The following is a 17,042-nucleotide window of genomic DNA, read 5'->3' as shown; positions in this document are numbered from 1 at the left end:
GGCGAGGGAGCCGAGACCGTCTAGCGAACGCCCCAGTCCGGTTATCGGATTGGCAAAGAAGGTCAACAACCCCTGTTCTCAGGGAGCTCACAGCCGCGAGGATCCCCGTACCACTCGCAACGACGCACGGGGAGGCCCCACTTGAGGGACAAGAGAGCGACGAGGCGGGCGACGGCGCTCGGTACGGCCGGAGTGCTCGTCACAGCGACCCTGATAGCCGGGGCCGTGACGGCGCCCGCCGCGAGCGCGGACACCCGGCACGGCCAGGACCGCGAGGCCCGCGGCGCCGCGATCGCCGCCGCCAAGGCCGAGAAGGCCGGGATCGACTGGCAGGACTGCCCGGCCGACTGGGGCCTGGAGAAGCCGATCAAGTGCGGTTACGTCACCGTGCCGCTCGACTACGCCAAGCCGTACGGCAAGCAGATCAAGCTCGCCGTCGACCGGATCGGCAACACGGGCACGAAGGAGGAGCGCCTGGGCGCCCTCGTCTACAACCCGGGCGGACCGGGCGGTTCCGGCCTGCGCTTCCCGCGCCGGGTCACCACCAAGGCGCCCGTCTGGGCCAACACGGCCAAGGCGTACGACTTCGTGGGCTTCGACCCGCGCGGCGTCGGCAAGTCGGCGCCCATCTCCTGCGCCGACCCGCAGGAGTTCGTGAAGGCGCCCAAGATGGACCCGGTGCCGGACTCCGAGGCCGACAAGCTGGCCCAGCGCAAGCTCGCCCGCGAGTACGCCGAGGGCTGCTACGAACGCAGCGGCGAGATGCTGCCGCACATGACCACGCCGAACACCGCGCGCGACCTCGACGTCATCCGCGCCGCGCTCGGCGAGAAGAAGCTCAACTTCCTCGGCGTCTCCTACGGCACCTACCTCGGCGCGGTCTACGGCACCCTGTTCCCGGGCCATGTCCGGCGCATGGTCGTCGACAGCGTCGTCAACCCGTCGCGGGAGAAGATCTGGTACGAGGCCAACCTCGACCAGGACGTCGCCTTCGAGGGCCGCTGGAAGGATTGGCAGAACTGGGTCGCCGCCAACGACGCCGTCTTCCACCTCGGCACCACGCGGTCCGAAGTCCAGGCGAAGTGGCTGGAGTTGCGTGCCGCGGCGAAGAAGAGCCCGATCGGCGGGGTCGTCGGCCCGGCCGAGCTGCTGGGCTTCTTCACGGGCGCCCCGTACTACGACTCCTCGTGGATTCCGGTCGCCACTGTGTTCAGCAAGTACTTCGCCGGAGACACCCAGGCGCTCGTCGACGCGGCCGCCCCGGACATGACCGACACCGCGGGCAACATCGCCTCGGAGAACGGCAACGCCGTCTACACGGCCGTGGAGTGCACCGACGCCAAGTGGCCCACCAGCTGGAAGAAGTGGGACCGGGACAACACGCGGCTGCACCGGAACTACCCCTTCCTGACCTGGTCCAACGCGTGGATGAACCTGCCGTGCGCGACCTGGCCGGTCAAGCAGCAGACGCCGGTCGACGTCAAGACGGGCAAGGGGCTGCCGGGCGTGCTGATCGTGCAGGCCGAGCATGACGCCGCCACCCCGTACGGCGGCGCCGTCGAACTGCACAAGCGCTTCAAGGGCTCCCGCCTGATCACCGAGAAGGACGCGGGCTCCCACGGCGTGACCAGCCTGGTCAACCCCTGCATCAACCAGCGGGTGGACACCTACCTGCTCACCGGCAAGCTGGACGGCTCCGACGTGACGTGCGGACCGCACGCGACGCCGAAGCCGTAACCCGCACGCCGTGGAGAGGGGGGCGGTCGTCACAGACGGCCGCCCCCCCTTTCTTTCACGCGCCGAGCGCGTCGAGAAACGCGTCCTCCGCCGCGTAGTCGAAGAGGTCGCCGTACGCCTGGGCCATCTTCGGGTACGCCTCCCGCCAGTCCCGCCCGGCGAGTCGGCCCTCGATCCACGCGACGGTGTCCGGCAGCGTCTGCGCGTACCGGACGACCGGGCGGTAGCCCAACTCCCGTTCCGCCGCGGACATGTCGCACACCACGGGCGCCGGCACCGACCACGGCGTGTCACCCACCGTGGGCTCCGGCGGCGGTCCGTCCACCAGGACGCTCTCGCTCTCGGTCCCCATCACGGCGTCGATCTCCCGGGCGATCTCCGCCACCGTCAAAGCGTCCGGGTCCACGGCGTTGAGGACCCGGGTGCCCGGCCGCACGGCGGCCAGCCGGATCAGCTCCGCGATGGTGTGGACGCTCGCCGGATGGAACCGGCTCCCGCCGCCGTAGGACAGGATGCGCCTGGGCCGGCCGTCCAGGTTGCGCTTGACGAAGTAGAGCTCGCGCGGGGTCCGGCAGTGCGGCCCGTGGACCGCGCCGGCGCGCAGCAGTGTGGCCGGCAACCGCGCCCCGGCGGCGAGGAGCTCGTGCTCCAGGCCCGCCTTTCGGGTGCTGTAGGAGGTGTCGCCGGGCCGGACGGTCCGCTGGTCCTCGGTGACCGGCACCGGGTAGTGGGGGAAGCCGTCCGGTTCCTTCTGGGTGTCGAAGCCCCGGCCCTTGTCGTCCTCGTACACCGACACGCTGGAGATCACCACGGCCGATCCCACACGATCGCCCAGCGAGATCAACTGGCGTGCGTGCTCGGGCCCGTAGGCCACCATGTCGACCAGGACGTCACATCCGGCGCCGACCGCCGCGGCCAGGGCCGCGTCGTCCTCCCGGTCCGCCCGCACCGCACGCACGCCGTCGGGCCAGCCCTCGTCGTGACCGCCGCCGCGCGAGACGGCCGTCACCTCCCAGCCGTCCCGGGCCAGCACGCCCACGGCCACCCGCCCGATCTGTCCTGTCGCTCCGACCACCACAGCACGTCTCATGCGGCGACCGTACGATCCGGCCCGCCGCGGCTGCCAGCCGCTCTGCCGACAGCAGAGGTCAACTCAGCGGCAGCCGGGGGAACCTGCGCTCCTTCTCGGAGCGCGCCGCGACCTCCTCCGCCTTGGCGACGGCCGCGTACTGGTCGACGTACTCCTGCTCGGAGAGCGTCAGGATCGCGTACATGATCTCGTCGGTGATCGCGCGCAGGATCGCCTTCTCGTTCTCCATGCCGGCGTACCGGGAGAAGTCGAGGGGCTTGCCGAAGCGGATCACCACGGGGTGGATGTTGGGGACGAGCTTGCCGGGGGGCTGGGCCTCGAAGGTGCCGATCATCGCGCAGGGGATGACCGGTACCTGGGCCTTGAGCGCCATCACGGCGACGCCGACCTTGCCCTTGTAGAGACGGCCGTCGTGGGAGCGGGTGCCCTCCGGGTAGATGCCGAGCAGTTCGTCCTTGCTCAGGACGCCGAGCCCTTCGCGGATCGCGGCCTGGCCCGCCTCCTTGCCGGAACGGTCCACCGGGATCTGCCCGGCGCTGCGGAAGAAGAACGCGACCAGCCGGCCCCTGATACCGGGGCCCGTGAAGTACTCGGCCTTCGCCAGGAAGGTGATGCGCCGCTTCAGGACCGCGGGCATCAGGAAGTGGTCCGAGAAGGAAAGGTGGTTGCCCGCGACGATGGCCGCACCCGATGCCGGAACGTGTTCAAGGCCTTCTATTCGAGGGCGGAAGACCACTCTCAGCAACGGCCCCAAGAACACGTATTTGAGCAGGTAGTAGAACAAGGGGGGTCGCTCCTCACTCCGGCGGTCGGCTCAACCGCCGCGTTAAAGCAGGTCAACCGGCACGTCGTGGGGATGCCAGTGTAGGCCCAGGCCGCGGCCGCCGGAACCGGAGCGGACGGGCTCGGGCCAGGGTTTGGCCGATCAGCGACGGGCCGGCGGCGGTCGGGCCGGCGTCGCCTGCACGGCCGTCCTCACAGCCGTACGCACGGCCGCGCTCATGGCCGTACTCACAGTCTGACAATGATCAGGGCCGTGTCGTCCGTGGCGCCACCGGGAGGCAGCAACTCCAGCAGAACGGCGTCGGCGAGGGCCTCGGGATCCACCGCCCGGTGGCGGCGCAGGGAGTCGGCCAGACGGGCCAGACCGGTGTCGATGTCCTCGCGGCGCCGCTCCACCAGACCGTCGGTGTACAGGGCGAGGATGGCGCCGTCCGTGAAGGTGGTGAAGGCCTGCGGCCTGCGGACCGGGTCGGGGCGGGCGTCCAGCGGGGGGTCGGTGGCCTGGTCGAGGAACTCCGTCCGGCCGTCGGGATGGACCAGGACGGGCGGCGGGTGGCCGGCGCTGCTGTAGCTGATCGTGTGCCGGTCGAAGTCGATGAACGTGGTGACCACGGTGGCCGATTCGGCGCCGTCGACCACGTTGGCGTACCGGCCGAGGACGTCCAGCGCCTGGGCGGGCCCCTCGGCGACCCGGGAGGTGGCGCTCAGCGCGCTGCGCAGCTGGCCCATGACACCGGCCGCCTTCAGTCCGTGACCGACCACGTCGCCCACGGACACGCCGAGACGGTGGCCGCCGACCAGGTCGACCAGGTCGTACCAGTCGCCGCACACGTTCAGCGCGCCGACCGCGGGCCGGTAGCGGACGGCGGCCCGGTGGTCGCCCACCTGCCTGCGGGCGGGCAGCATCGCCTCCTGAAGGGCGAGGGCCACCTCGCGCTCGCGGGCGTGGGCCCGCCGCAGCCGCTCGTTGACGTCCTGCAGTTCGCGGGCGCGCGTGTACAGCTCGGCCTCCAGCACCCTGGTCCGGCCGGTGCCCCGGCCGCCGCGGGCCCGGATCAGCTCGGTGACCTCCTCCACCCGGTGCACCACCAGCACGACCTCTCCGTCCGGGCCGAACACCGGCGCGTTGCACGGGCTCCAGTACCGCTCCTGCCAGTGCCCGGGCCGCTCGGGGTCCTCGACGTCGTACCGCTGCAACGCCATCGCGTCGCGTTCGCCGGTGGCCAGCACGCGCCGCAGCGAGGCCTCCAGGTTGCGCATGCCACTCGCGTCGGGGTCGTTGGGGTTGTCCGGGAAGACCTCGAACAGATGGCGTCCCACGATCTGCTCGCGCTTGCGGCCGGTGACCCGCAGGAACTCCTCGTTGGCGTCCGCGTACACCAGTTCCGGCGTCAGTGCGGCCACCATTCCGGGCAGGGACTGGAACAGCGCCGCGTAGTCGATCGCCGCATCGTTCATCGCATCCGCTCTCGCCACCGGGATCGTCCCAGTTTCCCACGATATGCGCAGTCTCGTTCCGTGTCGGCCGGTCCGTGGTCACGCGGGAGGATCCGTGAGCGACTGCTCCGCCCAGATGACCTTTCCCTCGGGAAGGAAACGGGTGCCCCACCGCTGGGTGAACTGGGAGACCAGCAGCAGTCCGCGCCCGCCCTCGTCCAGGGTGCGCGGATGGCGCAGGTGGGGGGCCGTGGCGCCGCCGTCGAAGGCCTCGCAGATCAACGTCCGGTCCTTGATCAGCCGGAGCCGGATGGGACCGGTGGCATGCCGGATGGCGTTGGTGACCAGTTCGCTGACGACGAGTTCCGTGGTGAAGGCCAGCTCGTCCAGCCCCCAGTCCGTCAGCCGGCGGCTGGCCGCCTTGCGGGCGTCGGCGACGACGGCCGGATCGGCCGGAAGCTCCCAGGACGCGACCCGATCGGCGCCCAGACGCCGGGTACGGGCCATCAGCAGCGCCACGTCGTCGTGCGGGCGGGCCGGGACAAGGTCGTTCACAACGGCTCGGCAGCGCTGGTCGAGGGAGGACGCCGACCGCTCCAGCGCCCGCCGCAGCCGCTCCCGGTCCGTGTCCAGGGCCCACTCCTCGCCGGTGCCGGCCAGCAGACCGTCGGTGTACAGCGCGAGCGTGCTGCCCTCCGGCAGGATCACCTCGACCGACTCGAACGGCCGGCCGCCCGCGCCCAGCGGCGGCCCCTGCGGCAGGTCGACGAACATGATCGTCCCGTCCGGCCGGACCACCGCGGGCGCGGGATGCCCGGCGGCGGCCATCGAACACCGCCCGTCGACCGGGTCGTGCACGACGTACAGACACCCGGAGCCCACCTCCTGCGCGCCGGCGCCCGCCTCGGTGTCCGGTCCTCCGCTCTCCTCCTGCGCGGTGCGCGCCACCACGTCGTCGAGGTGCGCCAGCACCTCGTCCGGGGGCAGATCCAGCGCCGCGAGGGTCCGTACGGCGGTCCGCAGCCGGCCCATGGCCGCGGCGGCGGCGATGCCGTGACCGGGCACCTCGCCCACGACGAGGGCCACCCGGGCGCCGGAGAGCGGGATCACGTCGTACCAGTCGCCGCCGAGGCCGGTCAGTTCGTTCGCCGGGCGGTAGTAGGCGGCCACCTCCACCGCGTCCTGGTCGGGCAGCCGGTGGGGGAGCAGGTTGCGCTGCAGGGCCAGTGCCGCGTCCCGCTCGCGGGTGTAGCGCCGCGCGTTGTCCACGCACACCGCGGCCCGCGAGACCAGGTCCTCGGCCAGGCTCAGGTCCTCCTCCTCGAAGGGCTCCTGCCGGTGACGCCGGAAGAAGGTGGTGACGCCGAGCGTGACACCCCGCGCCCGGACCGGCACGACCATCACGCTGTGCATCCCGGGATCCGGGAACGTGCCCCCGGGGCCGCCAAAGCTGTCCGCACCCCGCTCCTGGGCGAGCGGATCCCTCCGTTCCTCGCGCCGGGACAGGCCGGTGGCGAGGCACCGGATCTGCGGAGAGCCCGGCGGATAGGCGGCGGGGTCGCCGACACCGACGGCGGGGGCGGCGGCACGCTCGGCACCGTCCTGGCCGTCCGGGCCCTCTTCGGCCGACGTCCGCCCCGCCCGTCGCAGCCGTACCGGATCCGTCCCGTCCAGCGGCCCGGGCGCCGGCTCCGCTCCCCGCAGCACCGACTCCAGCAGGTCCACGACGACCAGGTCGGCGAGCGCCGGTACGGCCACGTCGGCCAGCTCCTGTGCCGTCCGCACGATGTCCAGGCTGCGGCCGATGTACTCGCCGGCCCGGTCGAGGAGGGCCAGCCGCTGCCGGGCGCGGTGGTGGCCGGTGATGTCGACGACGGTGTAGTACACGCCCATCGGGTGACCTTGCTCGTCGTCGAGCCGGGTGAACGACATCACGTGCGCGGTCTCCCGGTGCGGCGCGGAGCGCACGCTGCCGACATGCTCGTATCCGATGACCGGCTCCCCGGTCGTCAGCGCGTGCCGCATCTGCGCCTCGATGGCGGCGGAGTCCAGGCCCGGCTGTATGTCCGCCAGCCGCAGCCCGAGCCGCCGCTCGGGCGGTCCGCCGCCGAACTGCGCCAGGGCCGCGTTCGACCACACGTACCGCAGGTCGGTGTCCACGACGGCGATGCCGATGGGCGACCGGGCGGCCATCTGCTCCAGCACGGTGCGCTGCATGTCCCAGCCGGGGGCCTCGGCCATCTCCGACATCAGCATGAGCCACCGGGACGGCCCCAGGGACTCCTCGGCGGAGGCGATCCGGACCATCATCCTGACCGGCCGCCCGTCGCCGCGGCGCACCGACAGCAGCCCCGCCCAGCCGCCGTTCGTGCGCCACTGCTCGACCAGGTGCGGCACCCGCCCGGCGTCCTCGGCGGTCAGCAGGTCCGCCAGGCTCGTGCCGACCGCCTCGGCGGCCGGGTACCCCAGCAGCCGCTGCGCGTCGGCGCTCCAGCTCGTCACCACCCCCGCCGCGTCGAGCAGCAGTGACGCCGCGTCTGCCACGTCGAACCGCCGGCGGGACACCTCGTGCTCGTCAAATGTGCCCACTGCCGACCCCTCCGTCGCTGAGAGTGGTCTACCACCTCCTGACTCAATCTTGCCCCGCGACGACGGGACCGCACCGCGCCGAGGCCGGGGAGTTGGGTGGGTGCCGCGGCCCTTCGCCCGCGCGGCGGCCGACACCCACCCGCCCGGCTCAGGGGTCCTTATCTCTATGCCCGTCCGGGTCGCGCGGCCTGGCACCGCACCTCGCCGCGTTGCCGAAACGCCCACGTGGCTCCTCCCCCAGGCTCGAACAACCTCGCGCGGGGGGACCTCCATCGCGGCCGCTCCGGCGCCTTGCGATGCACGGCACCGGACGCGACCTGATCGGACGCTCCTAGTGAAAGGACCCCTCAGTCCCGCCCGAGCACCCTGCGCAGCGCCCCGAGCGCCGACATCAGCTCCGCCTCCGTGATCGTCAGCGGCGGGGCCAGCCGGATGGTCGAGCCGTGCGTGTCCTTGGCCAGGACGCCCTCACGGAGGAGCCCCCGGCCGATCTCGCGGCCGCTGCCGATGGCCGGGTCGATGTCGACGCCCGCCCACAGGCCGCGGGAGCGGAAGCCGACCACGCCCTGGCCGACCAGTGCGGCGAGGCCGTCGCGCAGCACCTCGCCCAGCTCGGCCGCCCGGCGCTGGAAGTCACCCGTCTCCAGCAGTTCCACGACCGCCGTGCCGACCGCCGCGGCGAGCGGGTTGCCGCCGAACGTGGAGCCGTGCTCGCCCGGCCGAAGTACTCCCAGCACGTCCCGGCGGCCCACCACCGCCGACACCGGCACGATCCCGCCACCCAGCGCTTTGCCCAGCAGAAGCAGGTCCGGGACGACCCTCTCGTGTTCGACGGCGAGCGTCCGGCCCGTGCGGCCGAGCCCCGACTGGATCTCGTCGGCGATGAAGAGGCAGCCCGTGCGGCGGGTCAGCTCGCGTACGCCGGTCAGGTAGCCCTCGTCGGGGATGACGACTCCCGCCTCGCCCTGGATCGGCTCGATCAGCACCGCCGCCGTCGTCTCGTCGACGGCCGCCTCCAGCGCGGCCAGGTCGTTGTACGGGACGACGCGGAAACCCGGCGTGAACGGGCCGAAGCCGGACCTTGCCGTCTCGTCCGTGGAGAACGACACGATCGTCGTCGTACGGCCGTGGAAGTTGTCCGCGGCGACCACGATCGTCGCCTGATCGGCCGGGACGCCCTTCACCTCGTACGCCCACTTGCGGGCCACCTTGATGCCGCTCTCGACCGCCTCCGCGCCCGTGTTCATCGGCAGCACCATGTCCAGCCCCGTCAACTCGGCCAGACGCTCCGCGAATTCGGCGAGCCGGTCGTTGTGGAAGGCGCGCGAGGTGAGGGTGAGGCGGTCGAGCTGCGTGTGGGCCGCCTCGACCAGCGCGGGGTGGCGGTGGCCGAAGTTGAGGGCCGAGTAGCCGGCCAGCATGTCGAGGTAGCGGCGGCCCTCGACGTCCTCCACCCAGGTGCCCTCGGCGCGGGCGACGACCACGGGCAGCGGGTGGTAGGTGTGCGCGAGGACCGGCTCCTCGGCGCGGATCAGGTCGGCGGAGGTACGCGTACGGACAGGAACACGGGCGGGAGCTGTCATGAGCGGATCTCCTGGGTGCAGCACTTGATGCCGCCGCCGGCCTTCTGGAACTCGGAGAGGTCGACGGGGACGGGGACATAGCCGTGGTCACAGAGACGGGAGGCGAGCGCCTCGGCGCGCGGCGCGATGAAGACGTTCCGGCCGTCGGACACGGAGTTGAGGCCGAAGGCCATCGCGTCGTCACGGGTGGCGAGCACCGCGTCCGGGTACAGCCGGGCCAGCACCTCGCGGCTGCCGGGGGAGAAGGCCTCGGGGTAGTACACGATGTTTCCCTCGCGCCCGGCGTCCAGCACGAACAGGGCCGTGTCGAGGTGGTAGAAGTACGGATCCACCAGCGTCAGGCTGATCACCGGATGGCCGAAGAACTCCTGCACCTCGCGGTGCGCCTCCCGGGTCGTCCGGAAGCCGGTGCCGGCCAGCATGTACCGGCCGGTCCACACCAGGTCGCCCTCGCCCTCGCAGACGGACCGCGGGCGGTGGACGTCGTAGCCCGCCGCCTGGAACCAGGTGTCGTAGTGCGTGGACTCGGGGCGGCGCTCGGGGGCGTGGAAGAGGGAGCCGAAGACGCGGCCGTCGACGACGACCGCCGAGTTCGCGGCGAAGACCATGTCCGGGAGCCCGGGGACGGGATCCAGGGTGTCGACGTCGTGGCCGTGCGTGCGATAGGCACCGATCAGCGCCTGCCACTGCTCGTGGGCCAGATCGACGTCGACGCGGGTGTCGGGATGCATCCAGGGGTTGATCGCGTACTGCACGGCGAAGTGTCTGGGTTCGCAGACGAGGAAGCGCCGCCGGCACGGCACACGGGAATCGGTCACAGAGGGGTTCCTCCGCTTCCTGCGGTGTCGACTGAGGGTTGACACCACGGTAGGAAGGGAGCGATACGGCCGACAAGAAACAAGAATTGCGTGTTCGCGCAGGAATGCTGCGTCTTCGGCCGGATCAGCGCTCGTCTCGTGCGCGTCCCGGCGCTTCCTCCGGTGCGGGCTGGCTGGCGCCCGCCTCCGGGCTCTCCGGCAGCAGGTGCGACAGCACCATCACGCTGATCGTCTTGCGGATGAACGGCTCGACCCGGATGCGCTCCAGCACCTCCTCGAAGTGCTTGACGTCCCGCGCCCGCACGTGCAGCAACGCGTCCGCCCCGCCGGTCACCGTCATCGCCGCGGTGATCTCCGGGTGGTTGCGCATCACCTCCGCGAGCCGCCGGGGCGGGGCCGCGCCCTCGCAGTACACCTCGACGTACGCCTCCGTACGCCAGCCCAGCGCCGACGGCTTCACCGTCGCCGTGAACCCGGTGATCACGCCCGTGTCCCGCATCCGGTCCACGCGCCGCTTGACCGCCGTCGCGGACAGCCCCACGGCCGCGCCGATCTCGGCGAAACTGGTCCTGGCGTTCGCCATCAAAGCGGTGACGATCTTCCGGTCGAGCTCGTCGAACGGCGCGGGCCTGCTGCTCATGCGGGCACTGTATCCAGCGGAAAGGTCCTGACCCCTCCACGTGTGCAGGCGTACGAATAACTCCTACACTCCGGGTTCATGCTGCGCGCCCTGGCTGTCGACGACGAACGCCCCTCGCTGGAGGAACTGCTCTACCTCCTGAACGCCGATCCCCGCATCGACAGCGCGGAGGGCGCCGGCGACGCGACCGAGGCGCTGCGCCGCATCAACCGTGCCCTGGAGTCCGGCCCCGACGGGCCGGAGGCGATCGACGTCGTCTTCCTCGACATCAACATGCCCGGCCTCGACGGACTGGACCTCGCCCGGCTGCTGACCGGTTTCGCCAAGCCGCCGCTCGTCGTGTTCGTCACCGCCCACGAGGACTTCGCCGTACAGGCCTTCGACCTCAAGGCCGTCGACTACGTGCTCAAGCCCGTCCGCAAGGAACGCCTCGCGGAGGCCGTCCGCCGCGCCGCCGAACGCAGCGACCTGGGCCCGCGCATCCCCGTGCACGAACCCGACCCGGACCACATACCCGTGGAACTCGGCGGCGTGACCCGCTTCGTCTCCGTCGACGACATCACGCACGTCGAGGCGCAGGGCGACTACGCCCGGCTGCACACCGACAAGGGCAGCCACCTCGTGCGGATCCCGCTGTCCACCCTGGAGGACCGCTGGCGGGGCCGCGGCTTCGTCCGCATCCACCGCCGTCACCTGGTCGCGCTGCGCCACGTCGGCGAACTGCGGCTGGACGCGGGCACGGTGAGCGTCGTCGTCGGCTCCGAGGAACTCCAGGTCAGCCGCCGCCACGCCCGTGAGCTGCGGGACCTGCTGATGAGGAGGCCGTGACGTGCCCCAGGACCCCGCCGACCGCCGAGTCGTCGTCACCGGCCCGCCCCGGCGCACCCTCCCGCACGCTCGGCTTCGCTCGCGCGGGCGGTACCCCCACGCCTCCGGCTCCTACCGTCCGCGCACCGAGATCGACGAACAGACCACCCTCGGCCACACCTACGTCCGCTCCCTGATGCGCAGCCAACTGCGCGCCGGCCTCGCCGTGTTCGCGTTCCTCGGCCTGCTCATCGGCCCACTGCCCCTGCTCTTCGCGGCGCTGCCGGACGCCCGCCGCCTCGAATGGGCGGTCCTCGGCTTCGGCCTCTACCTCCCCCTGGTCCTGCTCGCCCGCTGGTACGTGCGGCGCGCCGAGCGCAACGAACGGGACTTCGTGCGCCTCGTAGAAGACCGATGAACTCCGGCTACGCCGTTCCCGCGGTCGCCCTGGTCGTCGTGGCGACCGTCCTCGTCGGCGCCTTCGGCCTGCGCATATCCCGTACGACCTCGGACTTCTACGTCGCCTCCCGCACCGTCGGCCCCCGCCTCAACGCGGCCGCCATCAGCGGCGAGTACCTCTCCGCCGCCTCCTTCCTGGGCATCGCAGGACTGGTCCTGGTCCAGGGCCCGGACATGCTCTGGTATCCGGTCGGCTACACCGCCGGCTACCTGGTCCTGCTGCTGTTCGTCGCCGCCCCGCTGCGCCGCTCCGGCGCCTACACGCTCCCCGACTTCGCCGAGGCCCGGCTCGCCTCCCAGGCGGTACGGCGACTCGCCGGCGCCTTCGTCGTGGGCGTCGGCTGGCTGTATCTGCTGCCCCAACTCCAGGGGGCGGGACTCACGTTGACCGTGCTGACGAGCGCGCCCGAATGGCTCGGGGGAGTGATCGTCGCGGTCGTGGTCGTCGCCACCGTCGCCGCCGGCGGCATGCGCAGCATCACCTTCGTGCAGGCCTTCCAGTACTGGCTCAAACTCACCGCTCTGCTCGTCCCCGCCCTCTTCCTGGTCCTCGCGTGGCAGGGCGACGGCGCCCCCCGCCACGCCTTCGAGGAACCGGCCACCTTCCGCGAACAGCGGGTCGTCCGCGTCGACGCGAGCCTCGACCTCAAGCTGGACGCGCCCCTGACCGTCACGGTGAGCGGCACGGTCGACGGCCGCCCGCACGACGACGAGCGGCTGCGCCTGCCCGCCGGCACCCACCGCATCGAACAGGGCACCCGCCTCACCTTCGCCAAGGGCGCCACCGTCCCGGCCGCCGACCGCGGCAGCAACGGCGGCATGTCGACCTCCCTGGCCGCGAGCCGTGAGGAACGCCCGCTGTACGCCACCTACGGGCTGATCCTCGCCACCTTCCTCGGCACCATGGGCCTGCCGCACGTCGTGGTCCGCTTCTACACCAGCCCGCACGGAGTCGCCGCCCGCCGCACCACGGTCGCCGTCCTCGGCCTGATCGGCGCCTTCTACCTGCTGCCGCCCGTGTACGGCGCCCTCGGCCGCCTCTACGCCCCCGAACTCACCATCACCGGCGACGCGGACGCCGCCGTCCTGCTGCTGCCCGAGCGCATGATCGGCGGCCTCGGCGGCGACCTGCTCGGCGCCCTGGTGGCCGGCGGGGCCTTCGCCGCGTTCCTGTCCACCGCCTCGGGCCTGACCATGGCCGTGGCGGGCGTCCTCACCCAGGACGTCCTGCCCTCGCGCGGCGTACGGCACTTCCGGCTCGGCACGGTCCTCGCCATGGCCGTGCCGCTCGCGGCGAGCACGCTGGTCGGCGGTCTGCCCGTCGCCGACGCGGTGGGGCTGGCCTTCGCTGTCTCGGCCTCGTCCTTCTGCCCGCTGCTCGTCCTCGGCATCTGGTGGCGGCGGCTGACCCCGCCCGGCGCGGCCGCCGGGATGCTGGTGGGAGGCGGCTCCGCGTTCCTGGCCGTGGCCGCGACCATGGCGGGCTTCCCGGGCACCGGCCCGCTGCACGCCCTGCTCGCCTGGCCCGCGCTCTGGTCGGTGCCGCTGGGCTTCCTCACCATGGTGCTGGTGTCCCTGGCGACGCCGGGGCGCGTGCCGGCGGGGACTGCGGCGATCCTGGCCCGCTTCCATCTGCCGGAGGAACTGCGGGAAGAACTGCGCGAAGAGGTGAAGGCTTGAGCGGATTCCTCGCCGGGCTGTGTGTGGCGATCCTGCCTCTGCTGGCCGCCGGTTTCTGGCTCGGCAGGCGCACCGCGCGCCCCCAGAACCTCGGCGGACTCGGCACCCCCGTCGAACACGCCACCTTCCAGACCCTGCACACCGCCTCCCTCGCCGCGCCCCCGCTGCGGGCCGGACTCACCGAGGAGACCGCGCGCAAGTCGGCCCGCCGGCTGCGCACCCTGCTCGGTACGGACGCGCTGTGTCTCACGGACCAGGAGCAGGTCCTGGTCTGGGACGGCGTCGGCGACCATCACCGCACCGAGATCATGGAGCTCCTCACCGGCCCTCTGGACACCGGCCGCGGCGAGGCCTTCCGCCTGACGTGCGACGTCCCCGACTGCCCGGTCCGCTGGGCGGTCGTCGCCCCTCTCACCGTCGACGACCGGATCCACGGAGCCCTCGTCGCCTGCGCGCCCCGTGAGTCCGCGGTCCTCGTCCGCGCGGCCGGAGAGGTCGCCCGCTGGGTCTCCGTACAACTCGAACTCGCCGACCTCGACCAGTCCCGCACCCGCCTCATCGAGGCCGAGATCAAGGCCCTGCGCGCCCAGATCTCCCCCCACTTCATCTTCAACTCGCTCGCGGTGATCGCCTCGTTCGTCCGCACCGACCCCGAGCGCGCCCGTGAACTGCTCCTGGAATTCGCCGACTTCACCCGCTACTCGTTCCGCAGGCACGGCGACTTCACCACCCTCGCCGACGAACTGCACGCCATCGACCACTACTTGGCTCTCGTCCGCGCACGCTTCGGCGACCGCCTCTCCGTCACCCTGCAGATCGCCCCCGAGGTGCTGCCGGTCGCCCTGCCCTTCCTGTGCCTGCAGCCGCTCGTCGAGAACGCCGTCAAGCACGGCCTGGAGGGCAAGGCCGCGGTCGCCGGCAAGATCCACATCAGCATCACCGCCCAGGACACCGGCGCCGAGGCCCTGGTGGTCATCGAGGACGACGGCGCGGGCATGGACCCCGGCCTGCTGCGCCGCATCCTCGCGGGCGAGGTCAGTCCCTCGGGCGGCATCGGGCTGTCCAACGTCGACGACCGGCTCCGCCAGGTCTACGGAGACGATCACGGCCTCGTCATCGAGACGGCCGTCGGCGCGGGCATGAAAATCACCGCCCGGCTGCCGAAGTACCAGCCGGGGGTGCACTCGGCGGGCCGCCTCAGCGGCGGCTAGTGCCCCGAGGCAGGCATCAGGTGCTGCGCGTGGCCACCATTCCGAGGGTGATCAGCCCCAGCACGACCCAGCCGAACCACAGCCAGCCGTTGCTTCCGAGCGCCACCGTGTAGGCGGTCACCGCGACGAGGCCGCCTACGGTGAGCACCCCCATCGTTCTGGTCGAGCCGTCCGTGGAACCGGGCATCGCAACACCCTCCTCATGATTCGTCCTTCTCCATGGTGCCCCCGTTCTGCTTCCGTACGGTGCATACGACGAAATGCGTGCCGTTCTTCCAGGCCCCCTCGCTCGTCCAGGAGCCCGCCGTGTACACCGACGGATCGAAGCCGTAGTCGGCCGGCGGCACCGCACGGCCGCACGCCACGTCCGACTCGGTGCGCGCCTCGGCCGGCGTGACGTCCGCGTCCAACCGGGTGAACCCGAGCACCACCTCGTCGTGCGCCCCCGCGCAGGACACCAGCCGGGCGTCCCGGTTGGAGCGGACGTCGAGACAGTCCCGCTTCTGCATGGTCGCCGTGTCCGCGAAGGCCGAGCCCAGCTCTCGGTGCCGGCCGACCGGCCCGTACACCGGACCGTGCGCACCCAGCACCAGACAGGCCGTGCGCCGCCCGGCGGCCTCGAAACCGCCCGCGGTCGGCACGACCGCGAAGCTCCGCACGTCCGCGAGCCTGTCCCGGACCTCCCGCGTCCGCTCCTCGCACCGGGCGGGCCCCAGCCGCCGCGCCTCGTCCGCCGACGCGGCCGCGACGAACGCCATCACCTGCCCGTCCGGTGCCGCCCCGGTCCCGCAGCCCGGGTCCAGCACCAGCCGGGGCGTGCCCTGGAAGGGCCCGCCGCCCGCCCAGTCGGCGAGCACGCAGTCACCGTCCCGCAGCGGCTTCGCCAGCCCGACGCTCTCCCCGTACGGCGGTCCGCTCCCGTCGCCGCCGGGGGTGATGGTCCGGTCCGCCAGCGCGTACCAGACACCGCCCAGGGCGAGGACCATACCGAGACCGCAGGCGAGGACGGCCCGCAGAGCGTGCGAGCGCTCCCGCCGCCGCCTGACGGGCGCGGCCGGCGGCGAGGGCGCGAAGGACGGCCCGAACCCGTGCGGGTCCGGGGAGAGGCCCGGCCCGTGCGGATCCAGGGTCGGACCGAGGCCCCGCGGATCAGCGGTCGGCCTGATCCCGCGCGGATCGGCCGTCGGCGACCCGAATCCGCGCGAGTCCGCCACCGGCCCGAATCCGGAGCCGGGCGGGCCCGTCGGCGGCGCGGTCACCTCCGCCCAGGGCGGCTGCGACCCCAGGTCGGTCTGCGTCCGGGAGTACGCCTCGGCCTGCGGGGTGACGATCCGCGACAGCGCCGCCTCCGCCTCCGCCGCCGACAACCGTTGCGCGGGCTCCTTCGCGAGCAGCGCGGCCAGGACGGGCCCCAGCGCCCCGGCGCGTACGGCCGGACGCGGTTCCTCCATGACCACCGCGGTCACCTCGGCGAGGTGCGACTCCCGCTCGAAGGGCCCCCGGCCCTCGACGGCGTGGTAAAGCGTGCAGCCCAGCGAGAACAGGTCGGCGGCCGCCGTGGGCGCCCCGCCCGTGGCCCGCTCCGGCGCCAGATAGCCGGCGGTCCCCACGAGCACGGACGCCAGCGTGTACCGCGTCTCACCGGCGTCCGGCTGCACGGAGATGCCGTAGTCGGTGAGCAGGACACGACCGTACGGAGCCCCGGTGCGGTCCGGCGCGAGCAGGATGTTCGCCGGTTTCACGTCCCGGTGCATGACGCCCCGCTGGTGCCCGGCGGTCAGCGCGTCGAGCACGGCGAGGCCGACCCGGGCGCACTCGGCAGGGGCGAGCGGTCCCCTCGTCCGGACCAGCTCACGCAGGTCGACGGCGCCCGCCACGTACTCCATGACGATCCACGGCAGCCCCTCGTGCTCCAGCACGTCGTGCACGGTCACCACATGCGGATGGCCGCGCAGCCCGGCCGCGTACCGCGCCTCGGCACGCGCCCGGGCGACCCGCGCGTCCCGCTCCTGACCGGCCTCGACCGGGTCCCGGAACACGATCTCCTTGAGCGCGACCTCGCAGGCGAGTCTCCGGTCGTGGGCGAGCCACACATGGCCCATGCCGCCGCTGCCGAGCTGGTTGAGCAGCTGATAACGGCCGGCGATGACCCGGCCCACTCCCGATGTCGGTGATCCTGAAGGCATCCGGTCACTCCCGGGTTCTGCG

Annotated in this window: 14 protein-coding genes; 5 read left to right on the top strand and 9 right to left on the bottom strand. The window is 72.4% G+C overall.

Annotation, left to right across the window (positions count from 1 at the left end):
- Positions 1 to 141: 141 nt before the first annotated feature.
- On the top strand, positions 142 to 1,737 hold the full coding sequence (locus ACZ5XS_RS09535) for an alpha/beta hydrolase (protein ID WP_468649423.1): 1,596 nt from the start codon (positions 142 to 144) through the stop codon (positions 1,735 to 1,737).
- A 55-nt stretch (positions 1,738 to 1,792) separates the two neighbouring features.
- Here ACZ5XS_RS09535 and ACZ5XS_RS09530 read toward each other — a convergent pair whose 3' ends face one another.
- The 7 genes from ACZ5XS_RS09530 to ACZ5XS_RS09500 all read right to left on the bottom strand — a co-directional run bounded on the left by ACZ5XS_RS09530 (position 1,793) and on the right by ACZ5XS_RS09500 (position 10,677).
- Positions 1,793 to 2,827, bottom strand: coding sequence for an NAD-dependent epimerase/dehydratase family protein (locus ACZ5XS_RS09530; protein WP_468649421.1), 1,035 nt, complete (start codon positions 2,825 to 2,827; stop codon positions 1,793 to 1,795).
- A 58-nt stretch (positions 2,828 to 2,885) separates the two neighbouring features.
- Positions 2,886 to 3,611 (bottom strand): lysophospholipid acyltransferase family protein, encoded by a 726-nt coding sequence (locus tag ACZ5XS_RS09525; protein ID WP_468649419.1) that lies wholly within the window; start codon positions 3,609 to 3,611, stop codon positions 2,886 to 2,888.
- 227 nt (positions 3,612 to 3,838) lie between these two features.
- Positions 3,839 to 5,068, bottom strand: coding sequence for a PP2C family protein-serine/threonine phosphatase (locus ACZ5XS_RS09520; protein ID WP_468649417.1), 1,230 nt, complete (start codon positions 5,066 to 5,068; stop codon positions 3,839 to 3,841).
- 78 nt (positions 5,069 to 5,146) lie between these two features.
- The gene (locus ACZ5XS_RS09515; RefSeq protein WP_468649415.1) at positions 5,147 to 7,636 is read right to left on the bottom strand and encodes a SpoIIE family protein phosphatase; all 2,490 of its coding nucleotides are present in this window, start codon (positions 7,634 to 7,636) and stop codon (positions 5,147 to 5,149) included.
- Positions 7,637 to 7,983: 347 nt separating this feature from the next.
- Positions 7,984 to 9,219, bottom strand: a complete 1,236-nt coding sequence (gene rocD, locus ACZ5XS_RS09510; protein ID WP_468649413.1) for an ornithine--oxo-acid transaminase — start codon at positions 9,217 to 9,219, stop codon at positions 7,984 to 7,986.
- On the bottom strand, positions 9,216 to 10,037 hold the full coding sequence (gene ddaH / locus ACZ5XS_RS09505) for a dimethylargininase (RefSeq protein WP_468649411.1): 822 nt from the start codon (positions 10,035 to 10,037) through the stop codon (positions 9,216 to 9,218). The genes rocD and ddaH overlap by 4 nt, the downstream gene beginning before the upstream one ends.
- 124 nt (positions 10,038 to 10,161) lie before the next feature.
- The gene (locus ACZ5XS_RS09500; protein ID WP_468649409.1) at positions 10,162 to 10,677 is read right to left on the bottom strand and encodes an Lrp/AsnC family transcriptional regulator; all 516 of its coding nucleotides are present in this window, start codon (positions 10,675 to 10,677) and stop codon (positions 10,162 to 10,164) included.
- A gap of 78 nt (positions 10,678 to 10,755) precedes the next feature.
- On the opposite strand from ACZ5XS_RS09500, the gene ACZ5XS_RS09495 reads away from it, so the two are divergent.
- Genes ACZ5XS_RS09495 through ACZ5XS_RS09480 form a run of 4 tightly spaced genes read left to right on the top strand, consistent with a single transcriptional unit; the run spans position 10,756 to position 14,834 of the window.
- On the top strand, positions 10,756 to 11,505 hold the full coding sequence (locus tag ACZ5XS_RS09495; RefSeq protein WP_217242024.1) for a LytR/AlgR family response regulator transcription factor: 750 nt from the start codon (positions 10,756 to 10,758) through the stop codon (positions 11,503 to 11,505).
- 1 nt (position 11,506) lies between these two features.
- Positions 11,507 to 11,902, top strand: a complete 396-nt coding sequence (locus ACZ5XS_RS09490; RefSeq protein ID WP_217242023.1) for a hypothetical protein — start codon at positions 11,507 to 11,509, stop codon at positions 11,900 to 11,902.
- Entirely contained in the window at positions 11,899 to 13,623 is a 1,725-nt protein-coding gene (locus ACZ5XS_RS09485) for a sodium/solute symporter (RefSeq protein ID WP_468649407.1), read from the top strand. Before ACZ5XS_RS09490 ends, ACZ5XS_RS09485 begins: the two co-directional genes overlap by 4 nt.
- On the top strand, positions 13,620 to 14,834 hold the full coding sequence (locus ACZ5XS_RS09480) for a sensor histidine kinase (protein ID WP_468649405.1): 1,215 nt from the start codon (positions 13,620 to 13,622) through the stop codon (positions 14,832 to 14,834). Before ACZ5XS_RS09485 ends, ACZ5XS_RS09480 begins: the two co-directional genes overlap by 4 nt.
- Positions 14,835 to 14,850: 16 nt before the next feature.
- Here ACZ5XS_RS09480 and ACZ5XS_RS09475 read toward each other — a convergent pair whose 3' ends face one another.
- Positions 14,851 to 15,021, bottom strand: a complete 171-nt coding sequence (locus tag ACZ5XS_RS09475; protein WP_030041537.1) for a membrane protein — start codon at positions 15,019 to 15,021, stop codon at positions 14,851 to 14,853.
- Positions 15,022 to 15,034: 13 nt separating this feature from the next.
- Positions 15,035 to 17,020 carry a serine/threonine-protein kinase gene (locus ACZ5XS_RS09470; RefSeq protein WP_468649403.1) on the bottom strand — a complete coding sequence of 662 codons (1,986 nt, stop codon included), beginning with the start codon at positions 17,018 to 17,020 and terminating at the stop codon, positions 15,035 to 15,037.
- Positions 17,021 to 17,042: the final 22 nt, after the last annotated feature.

The sequence above is a fragment of the Streptomyces sp. NPDC033131 genome, assembly GCF_055578365.1.
This window is presented reverse-complemented; position numbering and strand designations above follow the sequence as displayed.

Excerpts from the sequence above, each read along its gene's own strand:
- ACZ5XS_RS09530 (WP_468649421.1), bottom strand. The coding sequence starts at position 2,827 with ATGAGACGTGCTGTGGTGGTCGGAGCGACAGGACAGATCGGGCGGGTG.
- ACZ5XS_RS09520 (WP_468649417.1), bottom strand. The coding sequence starts at position 5,068 with ATGAACGATGCGGCGATCGACTACGCGGCGCTGTTCCAGTCCCTGCCC.
- rocD (WP_468649413.1), bottom strand. The coding sequence starts at position 9,219 with ATGACAGCTCCCGCCCGTGTTCCTGTCCGTACGCGTACCTCCGCCGAC.
- ACZ5XS_RS09500 (WP_468649409.1), bottom strand. The coding sequence starts at position 10,677 with ATGAGCAGCAGGCCCGCGCCGTTCGACGAGCTCGACCGGAAGATCGTC.
- ACZ5XS_RS09495 (WP_217242024.1), top strand. The coding sequence starts at position 10,756 with ATGCTGCGCGCCCTGGCTGTCGACGACGAACGCCCCTCGCTGGAGGAA.
- ACZ5XS_RS09485 (WP_468649407.1), top strand. The coding sequence starts at position 11,899 with ATGAACTCCGGCTACGCCGTTCCCGCGGTCGCCCTGGTCGTCGTGGCG.
- ACZ5XS_RS09475 (WP_030041537.1), bottom strand. The coding sequence starts at position 15,021 with ATGCCCGGTTCCACGGACGGCTCGACCAGAACGATGGGGGTGCTCACC.
- ACZ5XS_RS09470 (WP_468649403.1), bottom strand. The coding sequence starts at position 17,020 with ATGCCTTCAGGATCACCGACATCGGGAGTGGGCCGGGTCATCGCCGGC.